The 24,241-nt window shown below is 59.9% G+C and carries 24 protein-coding genes and 3 pseudogenes; 12 read left to right on the top strand and 15 right to left on the bottom strand.

Annotated features, from left to right (window positions below):
* Positions 1–468 precede the first annotated feature (468 nt).
* The gene (locus LCF40_RS21300; protein ID WP_224830152.1) at positions 469–1,146 is read right to left on the bottom strand and encodes a helix-turn-helix domain-containing protein; all 678 of its coding nucleotides are present in this window, start codon (positions 1,144–1,146) and stop codon (positions 469–471) included.
* Between the two features lie 327 nt (positions 1,147–1,473).
* Here LCF40_RS21300 and lrp point away from each other — a divergent pair, with 327 nt between their 5' ends.
* Entirely contained in the window at positions 1,474–1,935 is a 462-nt protein-coding gene (gene lrp / locus LCF40_RS21295) for an HTH-type transcriptional regulator Lrp (RefSeq protein WP_224830151.1), read from the top strand.
* A 1-nt stretch (position 1,936) separates the two neighbouring features.
* Here the strand turns inward: lrp and LCF40_RS21290 are convergent, their stop codons facing one another.
* Entirely contained in the window at positions 1,937–2,215 is a 279-nt protein-coding gene (locus LCF40_RS21290) for a hypothetical protein (RefSeq protein WP_224830150.1), read from the bottom strand.
* Between the two features lie 582 nt (positions 2,216–2,797).
* Between LCF40_RS21290 and LCF40_RS23375 the strand changes: the two genes are divergently transcribed.
* The 4 genes from LCF40_RS23375 to LCF40_RS21275 all read left to right on the top strand — a co-directional run bounded on the left by LCF40_RS23375 (position 2,798) and on the right by LCF40_RS21275 (position 5,488).
* Complete coding sequence (locus LCF40_RS23375) at positions 2,798–2,932, top strand: hypothetical protein (protein ID WP_263623797.1); 135 nt, start codon at positions 2,798–2,800, stop codon at positions 2,930–2,932.
* Positions 2,932–3,282 (top strand): hypothetical protein, encoded by a 351-nt coding sequence (locus tag LCF40_RS21285; protein ID WP_224830149.1) that lies wholly within the window; start codon positions 2,932–2,934, stop codon positions 3,280–3,282. Before LCF40_RS23375 ends, LCF40_RS21285 begins: the two co-directional genes overlap by 1 nt.
* 149 nt (positions 3,283–3,431) lie before the next feature.
* On the top strand, positions 3,432–4,439 hold the full coding sequence (locus LCF40_RS21280; RefSeq protein WP_224830148.1) for a DUF6610 family protein: 1,008 nt from the start codon (positions 3,432–3,434) through the stop codon (positions 4,437–4,439).
* An 80-nt stretch (positions 4,440–4,519) separates the two neighbouring features.
* A complete protein-coding gene (locus LCF40_RS21275; RefSeq protein ID WP_224830147.1) occupies positions 4,520–5,488 on the top strand; it encodes an ArdC-like ssDNA-binding domain-containing protein in 969 nt (322 codons plus the stop codon).
* A 123-nt stretch (positions 5,489–5,611) separates the two neighbouring features.
* Here LCF40_RS21275 and LCF40_RS21270 read toward each other — a convergent pair.
* Positions 5,612–6,300: pseudogene (locus tag LCF40_RS21270) on the bottom strand (HFX_2341 family transcriptional regulator domain-containing protein).
* 147 nt (positions 6,301–6,447) lie between these two features.
* Here LCF40_RS21270 and LCF40_RS21265 point away from each other — a divergent pair.
* Positions 6,448–7,701, top strand: coding sequence for a serine hydroxymethyltransferase (locus LCF40_RS21265; protein WP_224830145.1), 1,254 nt, complete (start codon positions 6,448–6,450; stop codon positions 7,699–7,701).
* 365 nt (positions 7,702–8,066) lie between these two features.
* Here LCF40_RS21265 and LCF40_RS21260 read toward each other — a convergent pair whose 3' ends face one another.
* The 10 genes and pseudogenes from LCF40_RS21260 to LCF40_RS21220 form a co-directional block, all read right to left on the bottom strand.
* On the bottom strand, positions 8,067–8,621 hold the full coding sequence (locus tag LCF40_RS21260) for a hypothetical protein (RefSeq protein WP_224830153.1): 555 nt from the start codon (positions 8,619–8,621) through the stop codon (positions 8,067–8,069).
* A 276-nt stretch (positions 8,622–8,897) separates the two neighbouring features.
* Positions 8,898–9,365 carry a PIN domain-containing protein gene (locus LCF40_RS21255; protein ID WP_224830144.1) on the bottom strand — a complete coding sequence of 156 codons (468 nt, stop codon included), beginning with the start codon at positions 9,363–9,365 and terminating at the stop codon, positions 8,898–8,900.
* Positions 9,362–9,691: a ribbon-helix-helix domain-containing protein gene (locus LCF40_RS21250; protein ID WP_224830143.1), complete on the bottom strand. Its 330-nt coding sequence runs from the start codon at positions 9,689–9,691 to the stop codon at positions 9,362–9,364. Before LCF40_RS21250 ends, LCF40_RS21255 begins: the two co-directional genes overlap by 4 nt.
* A gap of 131 nt (positions 9,692–9,822) precedes the next feature.
* Positions 9,823–11,067, bottom strand: coding sequence for an acyl-CoA thioesterase/bile acid-CoA:amino acid N-acyltransferase family protein (locus LCF40_RS21245; RefSeq protein ID WP_224830142.1), 1,245 nt, complete (start codon positions 11,065–11,067; stop codon positions 9,823–9,825).
* Positions 11,064–11,447 carry an acyl-CoA thioester hydrolase/BAAT C-terminal domain-containing protein gene (locus LCF40_RS23370; RefSeq protein WP_263623798.1) on the bottom strand — a complete coding sequence of 128 codons (384 nt, stop codon included), beginning with the start codon at positions 11,445–11,447 and terminating at the stop codon, positions 11,064–11,066. Before LCF40_RS23370 ends, LCF40_RS21245 begins: the two co-directional genes overlap by 4 nt.
* A 140-nt stretch (positions 11,448–11,587) precedes the next feature.
* Positions 11,588–12,151: pseudogene (locus LCF40_RS23905) on the bottom strand (acyl-CoA thioesterase/BAAT N-terminal domain-containing protein); the annotation flags it as partial.
* A 182-nt stretch (positions 12,152–12,333) separates the two neighbouring features.
* The gene (locus LCF40_RS21235) at positions 12,334–12,783 is read right to left on the bottom strand and encodes a hypothetical protein (protein ID WP_224830141.1); all 450 of its coding nucleotides are present in this window, start codon (positions 12,781–12,783) and stop codon (positions 12,334–12,336) included.
* Positions 12,784–13,056: 273 nt separating this feature from the next.
* Positions 13,057–15,429, bottom strand: coding sequence for a heavy metal translocating P-type ATPase (locus LCF40_RS21230; protein WP_224830140.1), 2,373 nt, complete (start codon positions 15,427–15,429; stop codon positions 13,057–13,059).
* 58 nt (positions 15,430–15,487) lie between these two features.
* Positions 15,488–16,237: a helix-turn-helix domain-containing protein gene (locus tag LCF40_RS21225; RefSeq protein ID WP_224830139.1), complete on the bottom strand. Its 750-nt coding sequence runs from the start codon at positions 16,235–16,237 to the stop codon at positions 15,488–15,490.
* Positions 16,238–16,301: 64 nt separating this feature from the next.
* On the bottom strand, positions 16,302–16,589 hold the full coding sequence (locus LCF40_RS21220; RefSeq protein WP_224830138.1) for a DUF7967 family protein: 288 nt from the start codon (positions 16,587–16,589) through the stop codon (positions 16,302–16,304).
* A gap of 357 nt (positions 16,590–16,946) precedes the next feature.
* On the opposite strand from LCF40_RS21220, the gene LCF40_RS21215 reads away from it, so the two are divergent.
* The 3 genes from LCF40_RS21215 to LCF40_RS21205 all read left to right on the top strand — a co-directional run bounded on the left by LCF40_RS21215 (position 16,947) and on the right by LCF40_RS21205 (position 19,023).
* Positions 16,947–17,537 carry a DUF7342 family protein gene (locus LCF40_RS21215; RefSeq protein ID WP_224830137.1) on the top strand — a complete coding sequence of 197 codons (591 nt, stop codon included), beginning with the start codon at positions 16,947–16,949 and terminating at the stop codon, positions 17,535–17,537.
* Positions 17,538–17,540: 3 nt separating this feature from the next.
* Positions 17,541–18,023 carry a toxin-antitoxin system TumE family protein gene (locus LCF40_RS21210; RefSeq protein WP_224830136.1) on the top strand — a complete coding sequence of 161 codons (483 nt, stop codon included), beginning with the start codon at positions 17,541–17,543 and terminating at the stop codon, positions 18,021–18,023.
* A gap of 214 nt (positions 18,024–18,237) precedes the next feature.
* The gene (locus LCF40_RS21205; RefSeq protein ID WP_224830135.1) at positions 18,238–19,023 is read left to right on the top strand and encodes a tyrosine-type recombinase/integrase; all 786 of its coding nucleotides are present in this window, start codon (positions 18,238–18,240) and stop codon (positions 19,021–19,023) included.
* A gap of 105 nt (positions 19,024–19,128) precedes the next feature.
* On the opposite strand, the gene LCF40_RS21200 is transcribed toward LCF40_RS21205, so the two are convergent.
* Both LCF40_RS21200 and LCF40_RS21195 read right to left on the bottom strand, forming a co-directional pair.
* Entirely contained in the window at positions 19,129–19,524 is a 396-nt protein-coding gene (locus LCF40_RS21200) for a VOC family protein (protein ID WP_224830134.1), read from the bottom strand.
* Positions 19,525–19,876: 352 nt separating this feature from the next.
* The gene (locus tag LCF40_RS21195) at positions 19,877–21,778 is read right to left on the bottom strand and encodes a transposase (RefSeq protein ID WP_008422300.1); all 1,902 of its coding nucleotides are present in this window, start codon (positions 21,776–21,778) and stop codon (positions 19,877–19,879) included.
* 368 nt (positions 21,779–22,146) lie between these two features.
* On the opposite strand from LCF40_RS21195, the gene LCF40_RS21190 reads away from it, so the two are divergent.
* From LCF40_RS21190 to LCF40_RS23610, 3 genes and pseudogenes are all read left to right on the top strand, one after another.
* Positions 22,147–22,797 carry a helix-turn-helix domain-containing protein gene (locus LCF40_RS21190; RefSeq protein ID WP_008422294.1) on the top strand — a complete coding sequence of 217 codons (651 nt, stop codon included), beginning with the start codon at positions 22,147–22,149 and terminating at the stop codon, positions 22,795–22,797.
* 61 nt (positions 22,798–22,858) lie between these two features.
* Positions 22,859–23,752, top strand: coding sequence for a ribonucleotide-diphosphate reductase subunit beta (locus LCF40_RS21185; protein WP_008422292.1), 894 nt, complete (start codon positions 22,859–22,861; stop codon positions 23,750–23,752).
* A gap of 127 nt (positions 23,753–23,879) precedes the next feature.
* Positions 23,880–24,113, top strand: a pseudogene (locus LCF40_RS23610) (class III poly(R)-hydroxyalkanoic acid synthase subunit PhaC); the annotation flags it as partial.
* Positions 24,114–24,241 lie beyond the last annotated feature (128 nt).

Genomic DNA, 24,241 nt, shown 5'->3' with positions numbered 1-24,241 from the left:
TTAAACATAGACTGTTCTAATTATCTAATAAATCTGCTAAAAACACCCCGCTCGACTGCAAACGTATTATCTATCTGTCTGTACCAATCCTGTCTCAGCACTCAACAACACGAGACTTGGTAGGGTCCTGATGGAGTGGTCGTTATGGGACAAGCGAGACGACCAACAGACCGGCCGCCGTATCAGCGCAGTCCCGCACGATGGTCCAGAGGGAGCGTGGAAGGCAGTACTCGAAATGCAACCCCATGCCGAGTTCTGGGTCGAACGAGCTACGATCGGATATGGGGATTCACCAGCTGATTTCGACGTCGTCAACCCATAAGTGAGGATCGCGGAGCAGCCGGTGTGAGACGGACATGGCGATCCGCCTCCGATACGATCCCGTATCTCCGTGATTTGGCTCCACCGGCCGAAGACGACCAGAACATCCAGTTCGGGACCACTCCGTTGTTAGCGGAACCCTATGCGTTAGTGAGCGATCCCGTCCCGATCGGGCTGTCCGATCTGTTCGCTGGCGAGGACCTTGTTCGCCCGTCGGAGGCGCTCGGAGAGTGCTTGGTGGGAGATGTCGAGCTCGGCTGCGAGATCCTCAAGGGAGATTCGGCGAGGAACGTCGTAGTAGCCCAGGTCGTAGGCTTCGTTGATTGCCTCTTCTTGAGCCTCGGTGAGTGCTGCGGTTTCCTCAAGATCTGCGTTGCGGCCGGCCTCGACCATCCGCTTGACATCGACGGTGATCCCCTGTTCTTCGAGTTCGCCCACAGCCTCCGAGAGGAGGTTCCGCTCGGGGAAAAGCAGGCGGAACGTCCAGTTGTTGGCCGAACACTGGGCGTCGAGGATCGTCCCCTCGTTCGAGAAAATTGCCGAGCACATGTTGCCGACGCCTGCGGCGTACTCGATCCGGTACAGGTTCTCATCAGTCTCGGAGTCCTCGAGGAGGCGGTCGAACTCCGCGACCGACGAATCGTCGGTAAGCGCATCCTCGATTGCAGCCTGCGATTCGCCGGCGATCCAGACGAGTGGCATCGCTTGCTGGGGCCCCTCGGCAACGATGCTTTTGATCCGGATCTCGAGGTCGGGCAGCGCCTCGAACGTCTCGGCGAGCGCGATCTCGTTGGAGGTCAAGACGAGTTCGGTGACGGTCGTCATGCCGTCTCACCCCCGGTTCGATCGGACCTTTCCGTTCGACCGGGCGCCCGATACACGAGCGACACACCGCCACTATCGGCTAGCTGGGTATAGGTCATGGTTGGAACGGATAGGTCCGGGCCGACACTGCGGGGCCACCCGGATCGATCCTGTCCATCGATACATCTCCTGACCCGTTGCTCTGTAGCCCTGACTATTCCAACCGTTTATATAGAGTGTGGTAGCTCGAGCCAAGGCTACTCCCACCCTGAGTGAGGAACCACCCCTGTCTCTTCGTCAGATGACCACGCGCCACAGTATAGTAGGTGGGTCGTATAGTCCAGAGTGATGACGTACGAGAATCTCGATGCAGAACTCGTGAACGCGCTGTTGGATGACGGCCGAGCGAGTCTCCGGAGCCTCGCTGAGGATCTCGATGTCTCGGTGACGACCGTCTCGAATCATCTCTCAGACCTCGAAGAGGAGGGTGTCATCGAGGGGTTCACTCCCCGGCTCAATTACGATGCGCTCGGCTTCGACGTCACGGCAGTCATCCAGCTCAAAGTCGAAGGAGAGGCCCTTCCGGACATTACTGATCGGCTTCGCGACTTCGAGCAGATGACCAATGTCTACGAGGTCACGGGCGACTACGACGTGATCGCCATCGGCAGGTTCACCGACACGGACGAGATGAACGACCAGATTAAGGCCTTGCTGACCGATCCCGATATCAACGAATCCAATACGAGCGTCGTTCTCAACGCGGTCACCGAAAACGAGCAGTTCGAGCTAGCTCTTGAAGACGACTGAGCTATCGACTTCTCACGGATGCGAGCGGCCCAAGGGACACGGTTCGTTGGATTCGGGAGTCGTCATCGGCATCGGTACCACTCTCGGTGGTCGAGACGCTGAACACGTAGTCGGATGTGACGCCAGTGAGTTGGGTGTCGTCAGTTTCGACGAAGAGCACGGTCTTCCCGTTCGCTTCTGGGGCTTGGACAACCGTTCCCGTTCGTGAGACCGTGTTCCCTGACCGCGTTGATTCGTATACGATCTCGACCTCATCACCAGGTCCAACTTCCTCGTTCATGCTCAGATCTCGAGTGCGAGGGGTTTATCGCTTTTTTCTTCGGTCCCTCTGGCACTCAACAGACGAGCAACCAAATTCTCTCCTCTGATAGCGAATTGGTGGCTACACGGGGTAGCTCGCAATTTCCGTCAAATCGCAGACCGGGCACTGCTCAGTTTCACGGTCAACGGTGGTTCCACAGTGGCGACACTCATATCGGAGAGCGGATGGCTTGCGGCGATCAACGGCTGCTTTGACTCGCTGCGTGAGTGGACACATAGTAGTACGTCGAACGACCTCCTGCCAATTCGGATATTCCGCGATCTCTTCGCTGTACTCGGCCCGAGCAGCGGGGTCCGTTTCCCACGCTGTCTGTCGGTAGTTGCGATGAAGAGCGGCGAGTGTAAATAGCCTTTCCAACCAGAGTGAAAGTGGTTCTGAAAACAGGATGACAGCAGAGATGAGGAATACGCCCACTACGACATCCGCACGTCATCACGCCCGCTCGTGGTGTTGGTCGACCCCCGAGAGGGGTGGAGGGTTTCACAGATGGCACGTCAGTCAGAAATGACAGCACAGACTAGCAAGCGGAGGCGAGCACTGATGTTCGACAATCTTCCACCGGGCGTCCATCCCGAGGATTGCGAACCTGATGAGCCCGAACCACCTGCAGATCCGGATCGCTACTACGAGGCCCGGATCGAACGCGAACTCGAACAGGAGATGGAGGCCCGCTGATGGGCGCTGTCACCTTCGAGACGCTCGCCTTCGGCACAACCGCTGACAAGGCGTTCACCAATGCCGTCGAGGACGCTAAGCACATGCACGGCCACAACGGCTACACGGGAACGATCGCCGAGAAAACGTCGTTCACCGTGATCCCCGAGAGCGAGCACAAGGGCCGGCAGAAACTGACCTTCGCTCGTGAACTGATCGACCAGGGAGATCAGCGAATCCAGCGCAAGCGCGGTCCCGCTGGGGCGATCAACTGTTCTGGAACGAAGGCTGCCAAACGGTATCGTGAACAGCACGGACTCGAGGGCAAGCACGGCGACGTCTGGCTTTTCTTCGGCTGGGCCGCCCACTAACCGATCGGCACGGCATGGTGTGTTGGTCACTCTCCTGAGTGCTGAGAGAGTCGAACTGGATCCCTCAGAGTTACCCCACACGTGCCGGCGGCGATTCCGCTCGTGGGGTAACTGAGCGGCAACTCGCCGTCCTCTCCGCGAACTAACCGATGTCACGATCAGTACACCCCACGACGAGTAGTGGCGACACCGCTCCAGAGGTCGAACGCGCTCGACAGGCGGAGTACGTCGCCTTCCTCCACCGTGCACCGTTCGCCGTCGACGCTGCGAACATGGGGTTTCTCACTGGCTATCGTGAGGACTGTTCCTACCAGCAAGGCCAGTACCTCGATCTCGAGCTCTCGGTGGGGATGCTCGATAACGACTTTCGCAATCCCGACCTCGATCGGTACATCGAGCACTTTCGCGAGTGTGAACCCGACGTCGGCGTAGTTGGTGATGCGTATTCTCCAGAAGAGGCCAACGAATACGTCCAGGCCGTCCGAACGCTCCAAGACAAGTATCCCGACACTGAGATCATCATCGCCCCCAAGTGTCGAGAGGCACTCGACGTCATTCCCGACGATATCACGCTGGGATATTCGTGTGGAGCCGCAGACCTCCTTGCTCACGAGTTCTCCGATCCAGTTGACTGGCGCGGGCGGCGCGTCCACCTCCTCGGCGGCAGTCCACACAAACAACTCCACGCAATCGAGCAGCTCACCCGGCCAACGCTCACCGGGGATCCGCCTGCTCAGATCGTCGGCGTTGATTGGAACGGGCTGCATCGTGGGGCGCAGTTCGGGGAGTTCTGGACCGCTGACGGCTGGGAAGACAGTGGTCGTGACGCCGAACAGGTCACCGTCCGAAAACTCGTCCGCCACAGTCTCGGGCGAATCAAATTCTTCTGGCAAGCACAGGGCGTCTGGCCCGAGACGGGACCCCACGATGGAAGCTCGCCTCTTGAGTACGAGGGGCCGACGCCGAGCGACCTTTCGAGTGCAGCCTGTAAAGCCTGTGAGGCGAACGTGTGGACAACCGATCGTGGCCCAGTCGTTGCCGAGTACGATACGGGCGAGGTTTGTGGCTACTGCTCGCACGAGTGCTATTTCGAGCACCGGACCCGCAACCAGCTCGAGGAAGCCGTCGACGAACGCAGCGTCTTCATCCCACAGTGAGCGGGTTTTCACTTGAAAACTGGTGTGCTCCCCCCGGTGGTGTTGATTGACCCCCTGGGAGGGGTGGAGGGTTTTCAAAAATGTCCCAGACAGCGGAGGAACCAGTCTCGTTCGGTGAGACGGAGACGCGAAGCGACGAGATGAACCGTACGATCGAAGCATGGGTCAACGACCTTGCTACCGACGTCGACGAGGCGGCGGCCAGTGCGGAGTTCCAAGAGTGGCTCGACGTCCAGAGTCGCTTCCACGACTACTCCCACCGTAATTCTCTTCTCATCAAGCTCCAGTGTCCGGAGGCGACTCGGGTCGCGGGGTACAACACGTGGCGCAACGAGTTCGACCGCCACGTCCAGGAAGGCGAGAGCGCGATCTGGATCTGGGCGCCGATCATCACCAAGCAGTGTCCCGAGTGCGAAAACTCGCCGAGCTATCATGAGAATAGCGACTGTGAGTACGACGAGACGCCGCCCGAAGAGTGGTCGAAAGGCCTCGTCGGATTTCGACCCGCCTCTGTGTTCGATATCTCCCAAACCGAGGGAGAACCCCTGCCCGACCTCGAAACCGAGGCAACTGGTGATCCCGGTGAACTAGTGCCGGTTCTCCTCGAGAGTGCAGACTCGCTCGGCGTCGAGGCGCGGATTGTGGCTCCAGACGAGTGGAGCCACGGGGAAGCGAAGGGGGTCTGTAAACGCCGGAGTATGATGACTATGAAGCCGCAAGTCGAGGTCAAAGATCGAGAGAACCGGGCCGACCTCGCGAGTACGCTCATCCATGAGTACGCCCACGCACTCATCCACTTCGACGTCGACGACACCACCGAGCGGGCGAAACGTGAAGTCGAGGCCGAAGCCGTCGCCTACGTCGTCGGGCGGTTTTTCGAGGTAGATATGAGCGGCTCGGCGTTCTATCTCGCTGCATGGAGCGGTGACGATCCCGAAGCAGTCTCTGACCGGCTCGGTCGAATTAGCAACACGGCTCAAGAGCTGATCGAAACGCTCGAACAGAACCCCAAAATGACGGCCGAATCGAAGGTGAGCACGGCAGTCTGAGGTAAAGCCACGGTCCCTAAGGGCCGATAATTATATGCGAGGAAGTCACACAACGGTTCTCAGACCCGCGTTCTCAGCTTCCTCTATTTGATACGTACGGGTGCCCCAGTCGTACCCGGAAAACTACTCGTCCGCCTCGAGGAGATAGGAGAACGCCCGCAACGTGTTCCGACCGCTTTCGGTGGCAGAGAGCCGCTTTGTCCGACCGACGTCCTCGACTTCGACGTAGCCGCGATCGGCGAGACAACGTGGCGCTCGAGCAGGCGGTACTTTCCCTTCTCGCCGCTGCCGTCGTATCCGGCGATGAATGGCAGCTCTCGATCCTCGGCAACGGCGATGAGGCGCTTCTTTGTGACGGGCTCGTTCTCCGCGACGTACTCGAGAACCTCGACGTGTTCGCGCGAAGGGCGATCGATCGGATACGTCGGGAGTTCGTAGATCGCTTCGACCCCCTCGCTCACGGAATCGGCCTCGTCGCCGTACCGTTCGGCCCGGACGTAGTACGGCGTCGCACCGGTGGCCATACAGGCGATGGCGCCACCGACCGCGGAGACCTTGCTCCCCGAAGCGATGTTCACCGAGACGTCCTCGAACCGTGAGGCGACCTCCGCGATCGAGCCGATCGAGTCGTAGAGATCGAACACGTCACAGGGAACCGTCTCGTGGTCGATGTCCGCCTCGTCGAACCCGTCCCGGACGGCATCGCCGTACTCGCGGGCCCGTTCGGAGTCGGGCTCGAGGAGGACGACCCTGTCGGCGCCGAGTTCGACCGCCGGGAGGACGAGCCGATCGACCTCATATCCGACCGGCATCGCGTGGACCCGTTCAGGGACCGCCAGTCGCTCCATGCAGACGTGAACGGCTGCCCACACCGTAAAGTCTCGGACCAGTGTAACTATCGTGACCGTTACGCCCGTATCGTGATAGAACTCTTACTATATCAGGCCGAGGGTCCGAACGTGACGACCCACGAACCGGTGAGCGATCCGCGAACGGCGGAGATACTCGCGTCCGAGCGCGAACGCCAGCGGGAGACGTTGGCGATGATTGCGAGCGAAAACCACGCCAGCCCCGCGGTTTTGCGGGCCCAGGGAAGCGTCTTCACGAACAAGTACGCCGAAGGCGTCCCCGGTGACCGCTACTACGGCGGGTGCGAGCACGCCGACGAGCTCGAACGGCTCGCAATCGACCGGGCCACAGAGCTGTTCGGCGCCGACCACGCCAACGTCCAGCCCCACAGCGGGACGCAGGCGAACATGGCGGCGATGCTCGCGGTCCTCGAGCCCGGCGACACGATCCTCTCGGCGGATCTGCGGAACGCAGGCCATCTGAGCCACGGCCACGATGCGGCCCTCGCGGGCGAGATATACAACGTCGAACGCTACGGTCTCGACCCGGAGACGGGCTATCTCGACTACGACGCGCTCCGGAAGCGAGCCGAGGCCGTCGATCCCGACCTCGTCGTCTCGGGGTACTCGGCGTACCCACGCGAGGTCGAGTGGGAACGAATCCAGGCTATCACCGAGGACGTCGGCGCTACCCACCTCGCCGACATCGCCCACATTACCGGCCTCGTCGCGGCAGGGATCCATCCCTCCCCGGTCGGTGTCGCCGACCTCGTCACCGGTTCAACACACAAGACGATCCGGGCCGGTCGCGGCGGCCTCGTACTCTGTGACGACGCCCTTGCCGGGGCGGTCGATCGGGCCGTGATGCCGGGCGTTCAGGGCGGGCCCGCGATGCACAACGTCGCGGGAAAGGCTGTCGGCTTTGGCGAGGCACTGGAGCCAGAGTTCGGGGAGTACGCCGAGCGGGTCGTCGGGAACGCCCGCGCACTTGCCGACGGGCTCGCCGATCGGGGTTGCCGACTCTCGACGGGTGGCACCGATACCCACCTTGTTCTGGTCGATCTCCGGGAAAGCCACGACCTCCTCGGGAAAGACGCCGAGTACGCACTCGAGGACTGTGGAATCGTCCTGAACGCCAACGCCGTCCCCGGTGACCCGCGTCCGCCGAAGGACCCCTCCGGGATCCGGGCGGGCACGCCCGCGCTGGCCACCCGCGGCTTCGATGAGGCCGCGATGGACGAGGTGGCCGACTGTATCGTTCGCGTACTCGAGGCTCCCGACGACGGGGCGGTTCGACGGGAGGTAAGCGATCGGGTAGAGCGGCTGTGTGCGGACCATCTGCTTTACGAGGGGCTGGAAAGCTGAGCCGACGTCGTCGAGCAGGCGCTTAATCAATTGGGCCGGGCATTACTCGAGTTCGAGGACCGCCTCGCTCGGCGAGAGTCCGTGACGCTCGCAGACGACACAGCAGAGAAACCATGCTCGTTCGGCGTTCCAGGGCTCGATCTCTTCCCACTCGCGGGCTTACTCGGCGAGCGCGACGGCGATCAACAGCTCGTCTTGGCGATTGAGGGCGTACTCTGGGGCCATCGGCGAGCCTGCCCCCGTCTTCGCATAAAAACCTCAATGTGTGCCGTTATAGTCCATCTCGTCGCTGATGGTCTATGAGCTTCGTATGATGTGCTCCCGGGCTCTGAAGCGTGTTGCCTCCACACGAACGCTTAGAGGTGTTACTGCCGGTCGCGAAGACGATCGTAGTCGGACTGCGAGGTCGCCCATTTGTGTTCGACGCCTGGGACGGGGTCGCCGATCCACTCGAGGAGCCGCGGGACGTCAGGCACGTCGATCGAAACGCGACGCGAGCCCACCCGGGGCGTGGTCCCGATCTCGAGTCGTGAGAGTGTGCGCACCAGGTCTTCGCGATAGCCGTCGTCAACGGCGGAGAACGTCAACCGTGGGTGGTCGTTGCCACCGAACGAGAGTGAGCTATCGCAGGCAACGAACACGCGGGCCGACGCTGGCCGGAGCTGGACTGGGTCGGGGATACGCTTCTCGCCGTCTCGATACCAGTCTCGATATGGGTTGAACTCGGGATGGGCGATCGTTGAGACGCGATAGACGTCCTGGTTGGGGCCGTCCTGCGGAAACCGGCGGAGGCTCCCAGCAGCCATGTCGAACTGCTCGTGGAGCCACAACGCGAACTCTCGAGTCGTCGTCTCGATGCGGAGTTTGGTCCGTTCGCGTCCCTCGAGCGATCCGTCGCCCATGAGCGCACCAGTGACGATGTGGTGGATCCGTCGGTTGAGTGCCGGGTAGCTGCAGCTCGCGCTCTGGTTCCAGTGCTGGGGATAGGATGTCTTCTCCTCGCTACAATGGGGGGCAAGTGTCGAGGCCCGGGCCGCGGATCTGGTCGCTCATCTCGGACTCCTCACGGTTCGACAGTTCACTGGTCGAAACCGCTTGCGTACGATAGTCGGCAATCCGAACATTCGATGACGGATTGGAATCCGATTATCTATTCAGGACTCGATCTCTTTCGAGAGACGACCGAACATACGCACTCACGCGACGTGCTCAAGCCCGAGCTCTTGGAGGGAATGCTCGGTCGGAGCGAACGCAGCGAAGTCGGCATCGTTTGTGAGAATCGTCGGTTCTCGATCGCGATGCTCGAATGCCAGAACAAGGATGGGGATGTCTTTTGGTTGGACGCCGGTGATTCTGGCCAGCAGTTGTGTCTGAGTATGTGCTCGGCGTTCATCGAGCAACGAGTCGGCGATGTCGCGACTGGAGGGTGCCTCGAGGAGCCCGGTCATCCGAGTAAGCCGGGTGAGAAAGAGAGTCTTCACCTCGTCTCGTTCGCTCGCAGTCAATCCAGGCGTCCGGTCGAAGGCGTTGAGCGCCTCTTGGACCATGTAGGCGTTGATCGCCGATACTGTCTCTCCGTGTTCGATCTCGTCGAGAAGCCGGGCTGCTCGCTCGCTTGTCCCAAGCGTTCCGAATACCCAGAGATTCGTGTCGAGGATCTTCACGCGTGATCGGCGTACTCGTCGGCGAGTTCTTCGCGAGCCCCTTCAACCGCACTGGTAACGTTCTCTTCGTCGACCCGCTGGCGAAGCTCGTCGAGTCGGGCATGGAGGTCGTCATCGTTCACCGGGTCCTGTTCGGCGCGAGCAAGTAACTGCTCAATACGGAGTGCAGCGATCGCCGGCTCGTTGTTCAACGCAATCAGGTGCTGGCGAACCGACTCTTTGATGAACTCGCTCTTGTTCGTGTAGACACCCGTCTCTTCGAGGAACTGCTCGAGTTCTCGGTCGAGTTCTTCGGGGAACTTCACGCTGACGTTGGCGTACTTCATGGTAATACCATAGTAGCACAATCAAATAAAGATGTGGTGGACTCGCCGGCCAACGGCCGGGGTCGTGAGGGGTGAGGCAACCACTTGTCGACTGTCTCTGGATCGCTATTGAGTCTCTCGTGGCATCACTGCTACTCCTGTTTTTTCTGTTTGGGGGAAAGTCCTTGCTGGAGGTATTCGAGAGTGGTCGGCCACACATCTGCGTCGGCCTCGGCCATCCCTCCAGGCGTTCCTCCGAAGACGTGATGGCTTTTCGGTAAATACGGAGGAGTGATGAAGTGTCCCGCGTCGTCGTAGGTCAGGTGATCGTACGCATATTCGAAGTCGGCCCGCTCCAGCCGATCGATTTCCATCTGGGCAGTGCGACGCGCTGGCCAGATCGGGTCTTTGCCGCCCGAAATGAGCAGGACTGGTCCATCGATCTCTTCGACTGGAATTGTCGCTGCCTGCCGTTGGTCCTCGTCGGCAGCGTCTAACTGCCCCTCCAGTAGTGTCGGCTTCTCCTCACCAGAGATCGCAGGAACCGGCTCTCCGTCGTCGACCCATGCGGGCGCACCGGTGGGTGTGTCCCAGATGACGCCGCTTCCAACATAGGAAATCATCGACCCGACCCAGTTACGCTGTGCTCCAAGTAGGAGGCCAACCTCTGCGCCCCGAGAGTGGCCCACGAGGCCGATTCGTTCACCGGTCACATCGGGCCGATTTCGGAGCCGATCCGCAGCCTCGTCGAAATAGGAGAGTGGAATCCGCTTCAGGTCATTAGGGACCACCTCGTCGTCGCCGAAGTACCGAAGTGCAACCGCGACGAAGCCGTGAGCGGCAAGCAGTGCAGCCGAATAGGTCGGCAGCGTGCCGCCCGACCCGTGCAACACGAGCACGCCCGGATGTGGTCCGGAGCCGGCCGGTTCGAAGACGACTCCCGAGAGATCCTCTGGACCGAACTCAGTTCGGGATACACCCTCCGGGATCGCTCGAGTGATCGTTCGCTCAGTGCTTCGGTCTCCGGCCGTTGCTTCGAACCGGACTTCGGTGGGTTCGGGGGTCATCAGGGCCGTGACGAGTTGATCGGGATCGACGGCCTCCATGGACCAACACCAGCCCATGGATCGGACACCCTCATAGGATCCTGACTCGGGTGCGTGTTTTGCGAGATCGACGATTCCCTCGTCCGTCGCTCGAAACGTCGCCGTAGAGCGCCACTCGATTCCGTCTTCGTCCTCCATTGCCGCCTCGAAATTGATGACTTCGTTCGGCGGAGCTCCCAGGATACGGACAGTAATTGGTTCGTCCGGTCTAGTACGGTCCGGAGCCTCAATCTCGAAGTCGCTAGCGTCCGCCGGTCCGTTCGACTGCCGTTGTGAGGCATCTTCCGTCATTGGTGACCTCGTTCGCAATGATCGCTCGGCTCGCCGGTAGAGAGCTCCTCGTCCAAGAAATCGAGCACCTGTGGCCATGCGGCGGCCTGCGCGTCGGCGTGGGCTGCGGGATCACCGCCGTTTACCAGCCCTCCGTCGACGGGTCGCCATGTGGTTGGCCGATAAGGATACCCGATATAGTGACCTGCATCGTGATAGACCACATGATCGTACTCCCGGTCATACTCGAGGGCATCGAGTCTCGCGAGCGCCATGTTTCCAAAGGCCGGTGCCGGCCAGATCGCGTCGTCGCTCCCCGATACAAAGAGCAAGGCGGCCTCGGTTTCCTCGACGGGAATCGTAGCCTCACGCCGTTGATCGGTACTCGCCGCCTCGAGCATCTGGATCCACATTTCCCGCTTGACCGGTGCACCGTCGACGTATCGGTCCCACGTCTCCGGCGGTTCCTCCCGGATGCCAATCCGCGGAGAGGTTCGCCGTCTACGGTCCACGGTGCAGTCTCACCGCTCGAGAACACTACGTTCGCTCCAGCATCCGAGGCGACGGCGTCAATCTCCTCATCCAGAGTTGCGAACAGTAAGGCGAGCTGTCCGCCCATTGAGGCACCGTAGATCCCGAGCCCATCGCCAGCGATCGTGTCTCGGTCGCGGAACCAATCGACTGCCCGGTGAACGTATGATACGGGCACCCCAATTGGTCGGTCAGGGAGATCGATCACCTCCAGGTATTGGAGTGTAAACGCCGCAAATCCGTGGGACGCGAGCAGGGCTGCGGTCGTCTCCATCGGTGTCCCGCCCGATCCATGGAGCACTAAGACCCCGGGGTGAGCTCCGGACCCCTCCGGCTCGAACCACGCCCCCTCGATCCCGGGCTCATCGACCGTATGTCGGGTCACGCCGGGATCGCCGTGATGGACCGTCACCGACTCCGTGGCAGATCGGTCGTCGGCTTCGGCCGTGAACGTGACATCGTGGCTCCCGAGCGGTGTGAATTCGAATCGATGCCGCTCGCCGTCTTCGGTCGTCATCGACCAGATCAGACCCATCGAGTCCGCCCGGTCATAGCTTCCGTCCACGGGGGCGATCGATGCAAGGTGGGTAGCCGGTACAGTTTGTTCAGTTGGATCGATCCTCCAACCCTCTTCACAACGAACCAGCTGAAATCTTCCTCATTAAGCGTTTTACCTTGATTGATGGGGCCTGAACAGTGGTTGCGGCCGAGGTTCTCAATTCGTGAGCAAACTATTCGTCATGACACTGCTCCTACTTAGTTCGTAGAGACCTCATTAATCGCAGTGACAAAGTCGTCTGCGTGCTGTGAACCCACGAGAACGTCACTAGCGTTCGTCCGCTGGATCCAGACGCCTCGGGTGCCGCTGACGTTGTACGCACGCTTCCCCGATGCCCAGCGAATCCCCCAGCCACCGAACTCGCGAAGAGGCCTGTACGTTCTCGCCTCATACTGGTCGATCTCTGACCAGGCGATTCGACGGAACGACCGATGAAGCGGCCACATCTTGAGGTAGATCCCATCAGCTCTGACCTCCGTTTCGAGGCGAAGACTGTAGACGAACGCGGCGACAACCCCAACGATGACGAGCCCGGGCCATGAGACAGGCCCAAACACGAGCATGAGCAGCGCGGTCCCACTGAGAAGCGCCCAGAGCCACCGCTGACGAAACTGCTGGACTTCACGATATACTGGATCCGTGTTCACAATGGGTTGCCTCGGATGTGGTGCTCTTCGATATTGGGAGTACCGGTAGATTGTGACCGTGTTGGGCACAAATCTCTGCCTCTACCTCGACCATACAGGGATCACGGAGTGGTGCCAGACGATCAAGGTGTTACGCCGGCGGTTCGGCGAGGACCTCAGAGAGCTGATGGAGTGAATGCCAGGGAACAAGGGGAGCTCGATCCTCCAGTCGAGGAAGACGGCCTCCGGGAACAGCTCCGGTAGTACAGCAGACTTGGAGGGTGAAAGGAGACGTCAGGTGTCGGGGAACCGGTTGGGCTCGATCCGTGACAACCGCATCGCGTTCCCGGTGACGCCAAGACTCATCCCCATGTCGCCGACGACGACCGCAAGTGCGACGCTCACCAGTCCCAGCGGAACGCCCAGCGCGAGTAGGAACTTCACACCGAGGCTCACCCAGATGTTCTGCCGGATCACGTCGTTGGCCGTGTGCGACAGGTTGTAGAGGTACGGCAGCTTCCCGATGTCGTCGCCCATCAGCGCGATGTCGGCGGTCTCGAGGGCGGTATCGGTGCCAGCCGCCCCCATCGCGATGCCGACCTCCGCGGTGGCGAGTGCGGGCGCGTCGTTGATGCCGTCGCCAACCATCGCCACCTCGCCGTATTCCGCCTGCAGTTTCTCGACAGCGTCAACCTTCTCCTCCGGCAGGAGTTCGGCGCGGTATTCGTCGACGCCGACCTCTTCCGCGATAGCCCGCGCAGTGCCCTCATTGTCGCCGGTCAGCATCACGACGCGCTCGACACCAAGCTCCTGCAGATGTTGGACGGCCCGCTTCGAGGCGGGGCGCACCTCGTCGGCGATAGCGATGGCGCCCAGCAGCTCCGCTTCCGTCCCGACGAGGACGACCGTCTTGCCCTCCCGCTCCAGCGTGGCGAGTGCGTCCTCGGCGAACGCCTCGTCGTCTGACTCAGCCGTATCTTCCGCCACGGCGCCGCCGTCCGTCTCGGGGCGCCGCGCCCGCGAGAGGTCGAAGCCAAGTTCCTTGAAGAGCGCGGGCTTGCCCGCGTAGTACGTCTCGCCGTCGATCTCCCCACAGATACCCTTCCCCGTCAGGCTCTCGAAGCCAGCCGAGTCGAGTAAATCGTTCACGCCTGCCTTGTCTGCACGATCAAGGATCGCGGCGGCGATGGGGTGCTCGCTGCGCCGCTCCAGCCCAGCGGCGTGGCGGAGCAGATCGCCCTCCGAGGTGTCGCCGACCGGGATGATGTCGGTGACGGCGAGCTCACCCTTCGTGAGCGTCCCCGTCTTGTCGAGGGCGACGGCGTCGACCTCGCCCATCGCCTCGAGGTAGTTGCCGCCCTTGATCAGGACGCCGTTCTTCGCGGCGCTCGTGATGCCCGACACCACGGAGACCGGTGTCGAGATGACGAACGCGCACGGACAGGCGATCACTAGCAAGGTGAGCCCACGGATGAACCACGTCTGCCAGTCGCCGGCGAAGCTGATTCCATATCCAGCCGCGTCGACTGACACGGGGTCAGCGATGACCAACGGCGGGATCGCGGCAGTCAGGATCGCCAGCACGACTACCAGCGGCGTGTAGTAGCCCGAGAAGCGGTCGACGAACTGTTCAGTCTCGGTCTTCTTCGCCTGTGCCCCTTGGACCATTTCGATGATGCGCGAGAGCGTCGAGTCGCCCGCCGTCGACGTGACATCTATCTCGAGGTAGCCCTCCTCATTAATTGTGCCGGCGTACACCTCGTCGCCGGCAATCTTGTCGACGGGGACGCTCTCGCCGGTGATCGGTGACTGATCGACCGCGCTCTCGCCCTTGACGACCGTGCCGTCAAGCGGGATCTTCTCACCGGGGCGAACGACCACGGTCTCGCTCACCTCAACCTCGTCGGCGGACACCGTCACCTCCTCGCCGTCGCGCTTGACGGTAGCCTCGTCGGGCGACAACTCCATCAGCTCGCGCAGGGAGTCTCGCGCCCTGTCCATCGCGTAGTCCTCGAGCAACTCGGCGATACTGAACAGGACGGCCAGCGTCGCGGCCTCAACGAAGTAGCCGATTCCGGTCGCGGCGATGATCGCCGTTCCCATCAGCAGGTCGATGTCCAAACTCCGGTTCTTCGCCGAGTAGTATCCACTCCGGATAACGGGGACGCCACTGGCGGCAACGGCGCCGAGGAACAGGACGTCGGCGACGTGAAGCGGGTAGTCGAGGACACTCGCCAGCGCGATGTTCTGTGCCGTCAGGAGAAACTCGAAGAGAAGACCGAGTGTGACGAACGCTGCACCGAGCCACGTCTTCTTCGCGCGCGGGCTCGTCCAGACCTCCGACGGTGGCGCAATGTTGGCGTCACCGGCCGCCTCCTTTAGCTTATCATCCTCGGAATCCGCCCCTCCGACGACCTCATACCCAGCGGCCTCGATCGCCTCAACCACGTCCGCCTCGCTGGTGCGGTCGGGGTGGTACGTGATGTTGGCTGTGCCGGTGGTCGGCTGGAGCGTTGTCTCAACGACGCCGTCGACGCGCTGGAGGCTTTTGTCAACCTTCTTGGCGCAGGATGGACAGTCCATTTCGGGGACGACGAGGCGGGCAGTGAGCTCCCGTTGCTGCCCGCCCTCGTTCGCCTGGTCCGCTGCATCCGGATTCTCTGTCATTACCTCACGGTAGGGGCGTCACTTCGATAAGCGTTTGTTGGAATATTCCAAATCGGAATCAGCGTGTTGCTGACGGCTCTTCCAGCACTCGCTCGCCGGCGACGTGCTGCTTCGCCAAGTGTTCCTCCGCTCGGCGGAGTCGGTAGGTAAGCGTCGACCGTGGCACACCGAGATGCTCGGCCAGTTCGCCGACGTCGACTTCGCGTGGGGACTCGTAGTACCCGTGTTCGACGGCTGCCCGGAGTGCTGCCTCCTGCTCCGGAGATAGGTCACGTTGCGTCTCGTCGACTCCTCCCGCTGACGTCGTCGTGTCCGCGGCTCGGAGCATCTCCATCTGGGCGCAGTCCCCGACAGCGGCTTCGAGGGCGTCGAAGAACGCCGCCACGTCGCCCTCACCGGAGTGGATGAGCCGCCACGTGTAGTGACGCCCTTCGTGACGTGTCTCGAACAGTACGCCGTCGCCGAGGTAGTCGCGGGCGATATGAGGAACGGACGCGCAGGTGGGCGTTCGTTCCCAGTCGGAGTAGAGGACGAGCGTGTCATCCGTGCGGTCGAGGACGTTGGTGGTCTGGGTGGCGTTGCAGTCCTCGGTGGCGAGACAGTCAGCGTAGTAGTCAGTGGTGAGAAAGGCATCCTCGATGGCGTCGAGTGCGTCGGGAGTTCCGGTGGCGTGATCGACTCGCCAGAGCTGCTCGGCAGTAGCGTGCAACGAGAGCGAGCGGACGCGGGCATCGGGGTGGTCGGCGAGGGCGTCCGCCACCCTGTTGCACCCCGGCTCGTATTCAAGGGCGAAGACGAGTTCGCGCATACCCACGCATAGAGGGTGGCTGGATATAACACGTCGCTCGGTGCTGCCATCGTGTTGACCGGAGTCAGATTACGTCGTCGGGGTCGTGTCCCTCCTGCATTCGCTGGGCCTCGGCGGCGTATTGCTCCTGCAGATCGGAGTCATTGACCGAACCGAGATTGTCTGGGTCGGCATCGACGGCGGCCGTCGTGTCGCGGACATCGGTGAAGGAAGTGAGCGCCCGTTCCTTGCGGTAGTACTGTTCGCCGTCCGGGGTCGCGTAGGTAAGGATGATGAGATTCTGTTCGTCGTCGGAGTACGTCCGCTCGACGAGCCAGACGCGAATACCGTTCGAGTCGGAATCACTGAGCATAGTTGCTCGTTCTCTCTCGGGTCGGAAATGGGAATGCTGGAAATGCAGTCGCCGGCAACTCGCTTGCGGAGAATTCTACGATATTCATCGTCGGTATCACCTCTACATTTTGCCTCGAATACAAGTATCAGCTCAAGCATGAAAAGCGGTGAACAGTGACGAGGGGATACGGGTTCGGACCGATAGAGCCCAAAGTCAATCGATTGGTAGCGTTCTACTTTCTGAAACTGTGTATCGATCGACCCTGGCTAGAAGTTGAGATTGGAACACTCAATACATACGCATTGAACTCACCCCAAATAGAGGAGGATATTACTTCACTAAAGAACTATACTCCTCTGTCTCGGTAGTGAAGGCATGGGCGACACAACTCTACCAGACGAATTTGAGGACATCAACGAGGTGGTTAGCGACGAGTGGGAGTCGGAGACAACTCCCTACGAGCGCGTTCGCCACGTAATTGCTCACACTTACTCGCCCGTGTCGGCTGATACTGTCGCTGAAGACGTACGGACCTCACCGAAGACGGCTCGGAAGCATCTGAACGCCCTTGCCGATGAGGGATTCGTCGATACTGCAACGGGGGAACATGGCGGGACGACCTATCAGCGGTCGGCGGAATCACTCGTCGTTGAGCAGGCAGTAGACATCCTCGAACACGTCTCGACTGACGAGCTCGTCACACGTATCGCTGAGATGCGTGATCAGCTCAACATTTACCGGGAAGAATACGGTGTCGACTCACCCGAGGAGGTGACCATTGACCAGACAAATCAACTTCTCTCCGAGACTGACTCCAGTCAGTCCAATATCGACGCTGAGACACTCCAAAACTGGCAGACGACGCGCCGAAATCTTGCTTTCGCGAATGCTGCGCTCTCGATTGCGAACGCCGAGCGGTTTGTTGACAATGACTCACGGACAACCGACGGTAGTATTCCTGTCTAAGAGATGGTGAAGAGAGATGAGACAGATGAGTCCCATTCGCTCCGAGGACCGATCGATCGGCCAGCGCTCCTCACGATTCGTGACATCATCGATAGAGAAGAACCGCTTGCAGTGCCATCGCTAGATGACTACCTCAATCCGACAGCTCTGGAAGTTCCGCTCGAGGATGGACTCTGTCATGCCGAATCCGCCCAGATTGATGTTCAATGGACGACCCGAGCAGACTACAAATTTCACTACACGGACGCTGATGGCGTGAACTTCCGCTGGGGGAAGCATTCTCATGACGGAGACTACATCCATGTTCCGAGAAATGAGCAATATCACCCACCTCCTGATGCCACCGCTGATCCTGACGACGTTGAAGAGTCCTGCATCAAGCAGTCTGTCGAAGCACTCGTCACTCGTGCTGTTCTCAAGTTATGGCGTGTTGCGTATCATGCAGGCTCCTACAACCCGCTGAACGCCGCGAGTAACCCGCCATAGAAAGTACAGAAGGCTATACTAGCTGTAGCCCCATCTTCCTTTCAAATCCTCTCAAATCTGTATATCATTATGTGATTTATTAATGGCGATTCTTAGCTTTTAGCCCTCATACCGCCTGAATTCGGGCGATTTGTGATTTTACACCCCACTATGTATTAGAGAGGTTGTACACAGTGGATTTACAAGGGTCCACGCCCTCGGGTGAGCACAACAGATGGAACCCACTGAGGACGGCGCTACACCCGGGGAAACGACGGTCGAAACGGCCATCCAGCAGTATCTCGACAGCGTCGAAGCTGGGAACTCACGCAAGAATTTCCAATCGACGCTTGCGACGTGGAAGGACTGGCTTCGTGATGAACGTCGTGTGACGACGCTCGAGGGCTTGGAAGTCATCGACTGCCGGCGGTACGCCCGTCACCTGAAGCAGCGAGCTCGTGACGGTGATCTGAAAGCGAGCGCCGCGACGACCTACTACGCGTACGTCCGGGCGTTTCTCACGTTCTGTGTTGCCGACGAACTCCTCGAGACAAACCCAGCGAAAGCCCAACGCGCAACCGACGAGCTTCCCGAAGACCTCGGTAACACCGACCGGCAGTTCTGGCAGGAGGAAGAGCGGCAGGCGATCATGCGTTACGCTGATGAACGAGCCCACGACGCCCTCGAGGATGGCACAAACGTCAGCCGGGAGCGAGCCTTTCGCGATCGGGCGATCGTCTATCTACTGGGGCTTTCGGGCGTCCGTGGCGCAGAAGTGTTCTCGGAGCCTTCGGACGACAAGCGGATGGGCATCACATGGAGGGACGTCGAGCTCGAAGCGGGCGCTATACGCGTTCTTGGGAAGTCACGAGCGTACGAGTACGCCCAGCTCCCCGGGCCGCTACGGCCCTCGAGCGGTACAACAGAGTTCTCGAGCCGCCTACCGATGACTGGCCAGTCTTTCCAACTGGGCATGCCCCATCGAAGTATCGGGCCGTTCGCGAGCAGCTATAGTGTTTAGCAGAAGTCCTCATACTCCCATCAGACAACCTCCCCGCCAACTGTTAGAAGCATTATGGAAGATAAAGAGTGTAGTCAGCAAACAGCTACCGACTATACTCGGAGATCAAGGGAATGGATCAACCCGTCCGTGTGTGCCATCGTTTCGCTTGTGAAGCATAATTGGGTTACCGTCCGGATCGGCAACCATCGCCATGTGACACACGCCAGTTTCGACGGGGTCCATCAGGACAGTTGTTCCCTCATCTCGGAGTTCTTCGGTGGCAGCTTCGACATCATCGACTGCCATCGCAATACTAGTGCCGCCTTCTCCCGGAGAGACAGGCATCTGAGGGTTTGCTTCACCAAGCGCGAGCGTGGTTGGCGGAAGCGCAAACTCCGCAAACCCTCCTTCTTCATTAAGCATTTCAAGCTCTAATCCAAGGATGTCTCGGTAGAACGGTACTGACTCAGAGAGGTCAGTAACGGTGTTGATGACGAAATCAGTGGCTTTGGCGTTCATGGAATGTTGGACTCCGGTATTGACAATGGAGGCCACAATTAAATGTGGTAGCCTATCGGAGTGAAAGTGAAACTGTGAGTTATATTAGATGAGTGCGCATCGGACGGGGAACTGGCATCGATTCAGTCACCCGAGAAAACACCATTTGCGACTCGATGTGCAACTGATGTCGGCTAGCTTGATTTGTCATGCACAGCCTTCCTATTCATTCTAATACTCGCTCGCGTGTAGTAAACGAACGGGAATCACCATCAAGTCATCATCTCAGTATCGGACCCTTGCAATGCGAAATAAAGTGGCGTGAAACAGCGCCGCCGCTCACGAGTCGGGCGGACACGGGAAAGTGGCGGCGTCAGTCGGGTGGGTCGAGACCGTAGAATTGCTTCGCCACGGTCAGGAACTGGTTCGCATCCACTCGTGGCTTGTACGACCTGTTCTCGCCGTCGATGGCGAGCTTCACGAGTAAATCGACGAGTCGCCAGACGTTATACAGCACGCACGCGAACGCGAAGTTGAAGAACCGATAGTCGCTCTCGGTCGAGGTGGTCCGCACCATGAAATGCTTCTGCTTCTTAAAACCGTTCTCGATACCCCAACGACGGCGATACCACCGGATCAGCCGCTCGATCATGTGGATGAATTCCTTCCCGTCCATCTGCTGATCGTCGGCATCACGCGCCGTCACATACGGGTGGTTCGTCTCGAACACTACCGTCTCGGATGTGTCCACGTCTCCGTCCTGCGCTTTCTCCTTGCGCTCTTCGATTTCCTCTTCGCGCTGGATGTCCGCGAGCAGCCGCGAGAACGACATCCGCTCGCTTGATTCACCGTCCACGTCCTCGAACTCCCACTCGCCGCACAGCTCCGTCCACACTGCCGAGAGACTGTCGTCTTCGTCATCGTCGTCACCGCCCGAGTTCGAGTGCTGCGGGAGATAGATTTTCTTGCGTGTCGGCATGTCGTCATCGGATTCCTCCTCGACGACGTGGAAGCGTTTGCCGTTGCGGTACATCCACGCGATGGTCTCGGCCTCGTCACTACCTTCGAAAATGCGCGTCGGGTTCAGGAAGTGAACGCCATACTCTTCGCAAGTATCCTTCACTGGACCGCTATCGAACTCCCGATCCATCATCACGAGGTCGAGATTCACCATCTCGGTCGTGTGTTCGAGCAGTTTCTCCACGATCTCGTCTTTCGATTGACCTCGTTCGCGCGGGATGGCGTCGAGGACAAGCGGTACGTCCATCCCGACGATCTTGAGCACCGCCCACTGGTAATACTCGTTTCCATCCCTGTGTCCGAGGATATCGTCCTCATGGTCCTCGGTGTCACCAGTGAACGGAAATCCCTTGGTCACGTCGATGGCTGCCCAGAGCTTGCCCGTGAGTTCGCCGTTCTGTCGGGCGCGGGCGATGATCATCCGCGTGGTGTTCCGCAGCATTGTGCGAATGTCCGCAACCGAGTGCTTGCCGATCTGGTAGCGGTGGGTCGATCCAGTTGGAATACGTTCGCGTGTCGTATCAAGCGAGAACGAGGCTGGACCGCTGCGCGCGTACATGTCCTCGCGCATCCCCATGTAGGCGTGCTGCTCCCAGAAAGCGTTCTCGTGAATCTCCCAGTTCGGTCCTCGGTCAAGCGCGAACGCATCCGTGACGAACGGTTTCGCCTGCTGCCACACCTCGTTGGTTTTCTGTGCGAGCAGTTGGCGCTCCGGACAGTCAACGGAGTTTGATTCGCCCGCCTCGCTGGTGCTGACTCGCTCGGGTACGGAGACATCGCAGGCGCGTGCGGCCTTCACAATCCCCTCAGCACACGCCTGTACGGCGTCGCGGAGAGCTTCGCTGAAGCGGTGGTTCCACGCGCGCCAGAACGTCGATTGGTTTGGGAGTGTCTCGAACCCGAGCCTGCGGCGGAGAGATGGGTTTGCTCGGAGGTGGTCGTGGAGGGCGGTCTCGTCCCAGCCGTTGATCTCCTCGATGATGAACGCCCGCACCAGTAGCGCCATCGGATACGGTCCCGAGTACGGCGCTAACGAATCATGCGCGGCGAACGTGAGATGCTCAATCGGGAGCCGGGAGACCAACATCTCGATGTCACCGTAGTCCGTCGCGCGTTCGCACTGCGACTGTCCGATAGTCGTAACATCCGCAACGAATCCGTCGAGAGCATCGTCCGTCCCGTCGAGTTCGTCCTCGAAAAACCGAGTCTGTCCGTGATAATCGGTAGCGTCAGCGACGAGAGCCGCCGCAACCATCTCCGCCGTGTCGTTCAATCGGTTCGCGGCAGGTGGTTTCGCGTCGATACGTGCGTCCGTGTCGGGTGAATCCGCGTCCGACTCTGAATGTGAGTTCGCTCCCATGGCATCTGTCTCACCCGCCACCACGAGTCACCCGACAAGCAGACGCTGGGCAGTGTTGCCCAGTCAATCACGTCCTGTGGTGCGGTGAGTGCTGTGCCATAGGTTTTGTCGGGTACTCCGATACTACTGCTGACAGTCATATAATTGGCCTGGTTTACACCCGCGCCCTCGCTGGGTCTATCGTTGAGAGGGTTTGAATCGAACATCTCACACCACGTAGGCTCTTTTATTGCTGAAGAGAGTCTCTCTTCTCTCGAATACCAATGACTCTCGTTGTCGAGTTCGATCTGATCTCGGACCGATTACCGCTAACAGCGGTTGCCGCTACTGCTCCGGACTCAACTCTCAGAATTGATGACATTCTGATCTCCGAGCGCAGCCGGCCGGTGATCGTTTTCTGGGCCAAAGGTGGAACATTCGATACACTCGAACCGGCGCTCGACGAGACGGCGGTGGCGACGTACAGTGTACTCGGAACGACACAGAATCGTCGTCTCTATCGCGTGGAGTTATCCGAACAACCGCCAGCCATCTACACTGAGTTCGTTCGATTGGATACCGCCCCAATCAACGCGACAATCACGCCGACGGGATGGCGAGCACGTATCCGGTTTGCCGACCGTGAGGAACTCGCCGAATTCTACGACTCCTGTGAAACGTACGATATTACGTTTCGACTCGACCAGATATTCGAAGCCTCACCCGAGACCGACGACGAGTATGGCCTCACGCCAAAACAGCGCGAAACGTTGCTTGCTGCCCACGAAGCGGGCTATTTCTCGATTCCGCGAACTGGCTCCTTAGCGGAGATTGGGGCTGAATTCGGCGTGTCCGCACCGTCAGTCTCCGAACGACTTCGCCGCGCACAGGACCGACTCATTCGGCATACTGTCGCTCTCGACGAACGGCATTGATAAATACCACAACGAGTTAGGCTCAACACTCGTTCACCTACGAGGCCTACTCGTAGCTGTAATGGCGACCACTGACGCACCGATGCAGATCGATACTGATGCACAGACGTTCAGATACTACCGCCACGCCGTTGAGAAACACTGGGACCCTCACGACATCGACCTTGACGCCGACCGTGAGGCACTCGGCGAACTCGACGATGCAGCGTTCGAGGGATTGAAGCGCGCGCTCGCGCTGTTCGGTGCGGGAGAGGATGCCGTTGCGGAAGATCTCGCACCGCTGGCGGTCACGCTCGATGACTTCGAGGACCAGCTGTTCATCACGACCCAACTCTACGAAGAGGCCAAACACTCGGACTTCTTCGACCGGTACTGGCGTGAAGTGATCCACGCGGCGGAGGACGACCGTGGGCAGGAACACTCCTCGCCGGCTGACGAGCGGTGGTTCTCGGACGAATACGACGAGCTGTTCGAGCGCAACGAGGCTGCAATGGCCACACTGCTCGATGCGGACACGCCCGAAAACCGCGCGAAATCGTACTCACACTACCATATGACTGTCGAGGGTATCCTCGCCCAGACCGGCTACTACGGACTCACGCGCCAGTTCGACGAGGACACCTATCCTGACCTTCCCCATCTGCCGGGACTGGTCTCGGGCCTCACCTACATTCGCAGCGACGAAGGCCGCCACGTCGGCTTCGGGATGGCAAAGCTCAAAGAACTCATCCAGACCGAGCGCGTACAGCCAGCCGTCATCGAGGAGACTGTCGGTGACCTCTTGCCGTTGGTGCAGGCGGCGATTCCGAGCTACGAGCGCGCCGGTGACGAAGGCGTCACACCGACAGAACTCACCGACTACGCGACGAACAAACACGAACAGCGCATGCAGCAGATTACCGTCGCGAGCGAATCCATCCCCGACGTTGAGGAGTTGACCTCGCTCGCGGATTGACGCTCCATTCGGTGAATCGACGCTGAATCAGCACAAACGACACGAATCCCATTCGGCCCGGCCATTTCGCAATATCCAGACACCAATGTCAACACTTACTAATTTTCCACTCAATCCGGTCGCACCGATGCGTAACCGCTCGTGCGAGATAGTGGATACAATCACAGAACCGCTCCACAAGCTCTCGGTTACAAAAGAGCGACTCGACGAAGCTTCGACCGTTGAGGTGGGTCAGACACCGAGTGAGGTCGTCTCTACTGAGGACATGCTGGAGTTGCACCACTACGAGCCGAAGACAGACAAGCAAGACGACGTGCCGATTCTCGTGATCGCTGCACTCATCAACAAATCGTATATCCTCGGTAGTTGGATAGCGACCTTCCGTCAGACCGATTTCGTAGCAGTCTCATGAGTGGTCTCTCAATGGTGAACCAACTGTGGCGCTGGGGATTGGCGGATCGCCGGAATCGATAGATTCCGCGATCCGTA

Source organism: Saliphagus infecundisoli (assembly GCF_020177375.1).
Taxonomy (GTDB): Archaea; Halobacteriota; Halobacteria; order Halobacteriales; family Natrialbaceae; genus Saliphagus; species Saliphagus infecundisoli.
This window is presented reverse-complemented; position numbering and strand designations above follow the sequence as displayed.

Excerpts from the sequence above, each read along its gene's own strand:
- LCF40_RS21220 (WP_224830138.1), bottom strand. The coding sequence starts at position 16,589 with ATGCTCAGTGATTCCGACTCGAACGGTATTCGCGTCTGGCTCGTCGAG.
- LCF40_RS21210 (WP_224830136.1), top strand. The coding sequence starts at position 17,541 with ATGGTGAAGAGAGATGAGACAGATGAGTCCCATTCGCTCCGAGGACCG.
- LCF40_RS21250 (WP_224830143.1), bottom strand. The coding sequence starts at position 9,691 with ATGAAGTACGCCAACGTCAGCGTGAAGTTCCCCGAAGAACTCGACCGA.
- LCF40_RS21230 (WP_224830140.1), bottom strand. The coding sequence starts at position 15,429 with ATGACAGAGAATCCGGATGCAGCGGACCAGGCGAACGAGGGCGGGCAG.
- LCF40_RS21205 (WP_224830135.1), top strand. The coding sequence starts at position 18,238 with ATGGAACCCACTGAGGACGGCGCTACACCCGGGGAAACGACGGTCGAA.
- lrp (WP_224830151.1), top strand. The coding sequence starts at position 1,474 with ATGACGTACGAGAATCTCGATGCAGAACTCGTGAACGCGCTGTTGGAT.
- LCF40_RS21275 (WP_224830147.1), top strand. The coding sequence starts at position 4,520 with ATGTCCCAGACAGCGGAGGAACCAGTCTCGTTCGGTGAGACGGAGACG.
- LCF40_RS21225 (WP_224830139.1), bottom strand. The coding sequence starts at position 16,237 with ATGCGCGAACTCGTCTTCGCCCTTGAATACGAGCCGGGGTGCAACAGG.
- LCF40_RS21300 (WP_224830152.1), bottom strand. The coding sequence starts at position 1,146 with ATGACGACCGTCACCGAACTCGTCTTGACCTCCAACGAGATCGCGCTC.
- LCF40_RS21185 (WP_008422292.1), top strand. The coding sequence starts at position 22,859 with ATGGCGACCACTGACGCACCGATGCAGATCGATACTGATGCACAGACG.
- LCF40_RS21280 (WP_224830148.1), top strand. The coding sequence starts at position 3,432 with ATGTCACGATCAGTACACCCCACGACGAGTAGTGGCGACACCGCTCCA.
- LCF40_RS21200 (WP_224830134.1), bottom strand. The coding sequence starts at position 19,524 with ATGAACGCCAAAGCCACTGATTTCGTCATCAACACCGTTACTGACCTC.
- LCF40_RS23375 (WP_263623797.1), top strand. The coding sequence starts at position 2,798 with ATGTTCGACAATCTTCCACCGGGCGTCCATCCCGAGGATTGCGAACCT.
- LCF40_RS21195 (WP_008422300.1), bottom strand. The coding sequence starts at position 21,778 with ATGGTTGCGGCGGCTCTCGTCGCTGACGCTACCGATTATCACGGACAG.
- LCF40_RS21190 (WP_008422294.1), top strand. The coding sequence starts at position 22,147 with ATGACTCTCGTTGTCGAGTTCGATCTGATCTCGGACCGATTACCGCTA.
- LCF40_RS21215 (WP_224830137.1), top strand. The coding sequence starts at position 16,947 with ATGGGCGACACAACTCTACCAGACGAATTTGAGGACATCAACGAGGTG.
- LCF40_RS21290 (WP_224830150.1), bottom strand. The coding sequence starts at position 2,215 with ATGAACGAGGAAGTTGGACCTGGTGATGAGGTCGAGATCGTATACGAA.
- LCF40_RS21285 (WP_224830149.1), top strand. The coding sequence starts at position 2,932 with ATGGGCGCTGTCACCTTCGAGACGCTCGCCTTCGGCACAACCGCTGAC.
- LCF40_RS23370 (WP_263623798.1), bottom strand. The coding sequence starts at position 11,447 with ATGCTCGAGGCGGCGAGTACCGATCAACGGCGTGAGGCTACGATTCCC.
- LCF40_RS21245 (WP_224830142.1), bottom strand. The coding sequence starts at position 11,067 with ATGACGGAAGATGCCTCACAACGGCAGTCGAACGGACCGGCGGACGCT.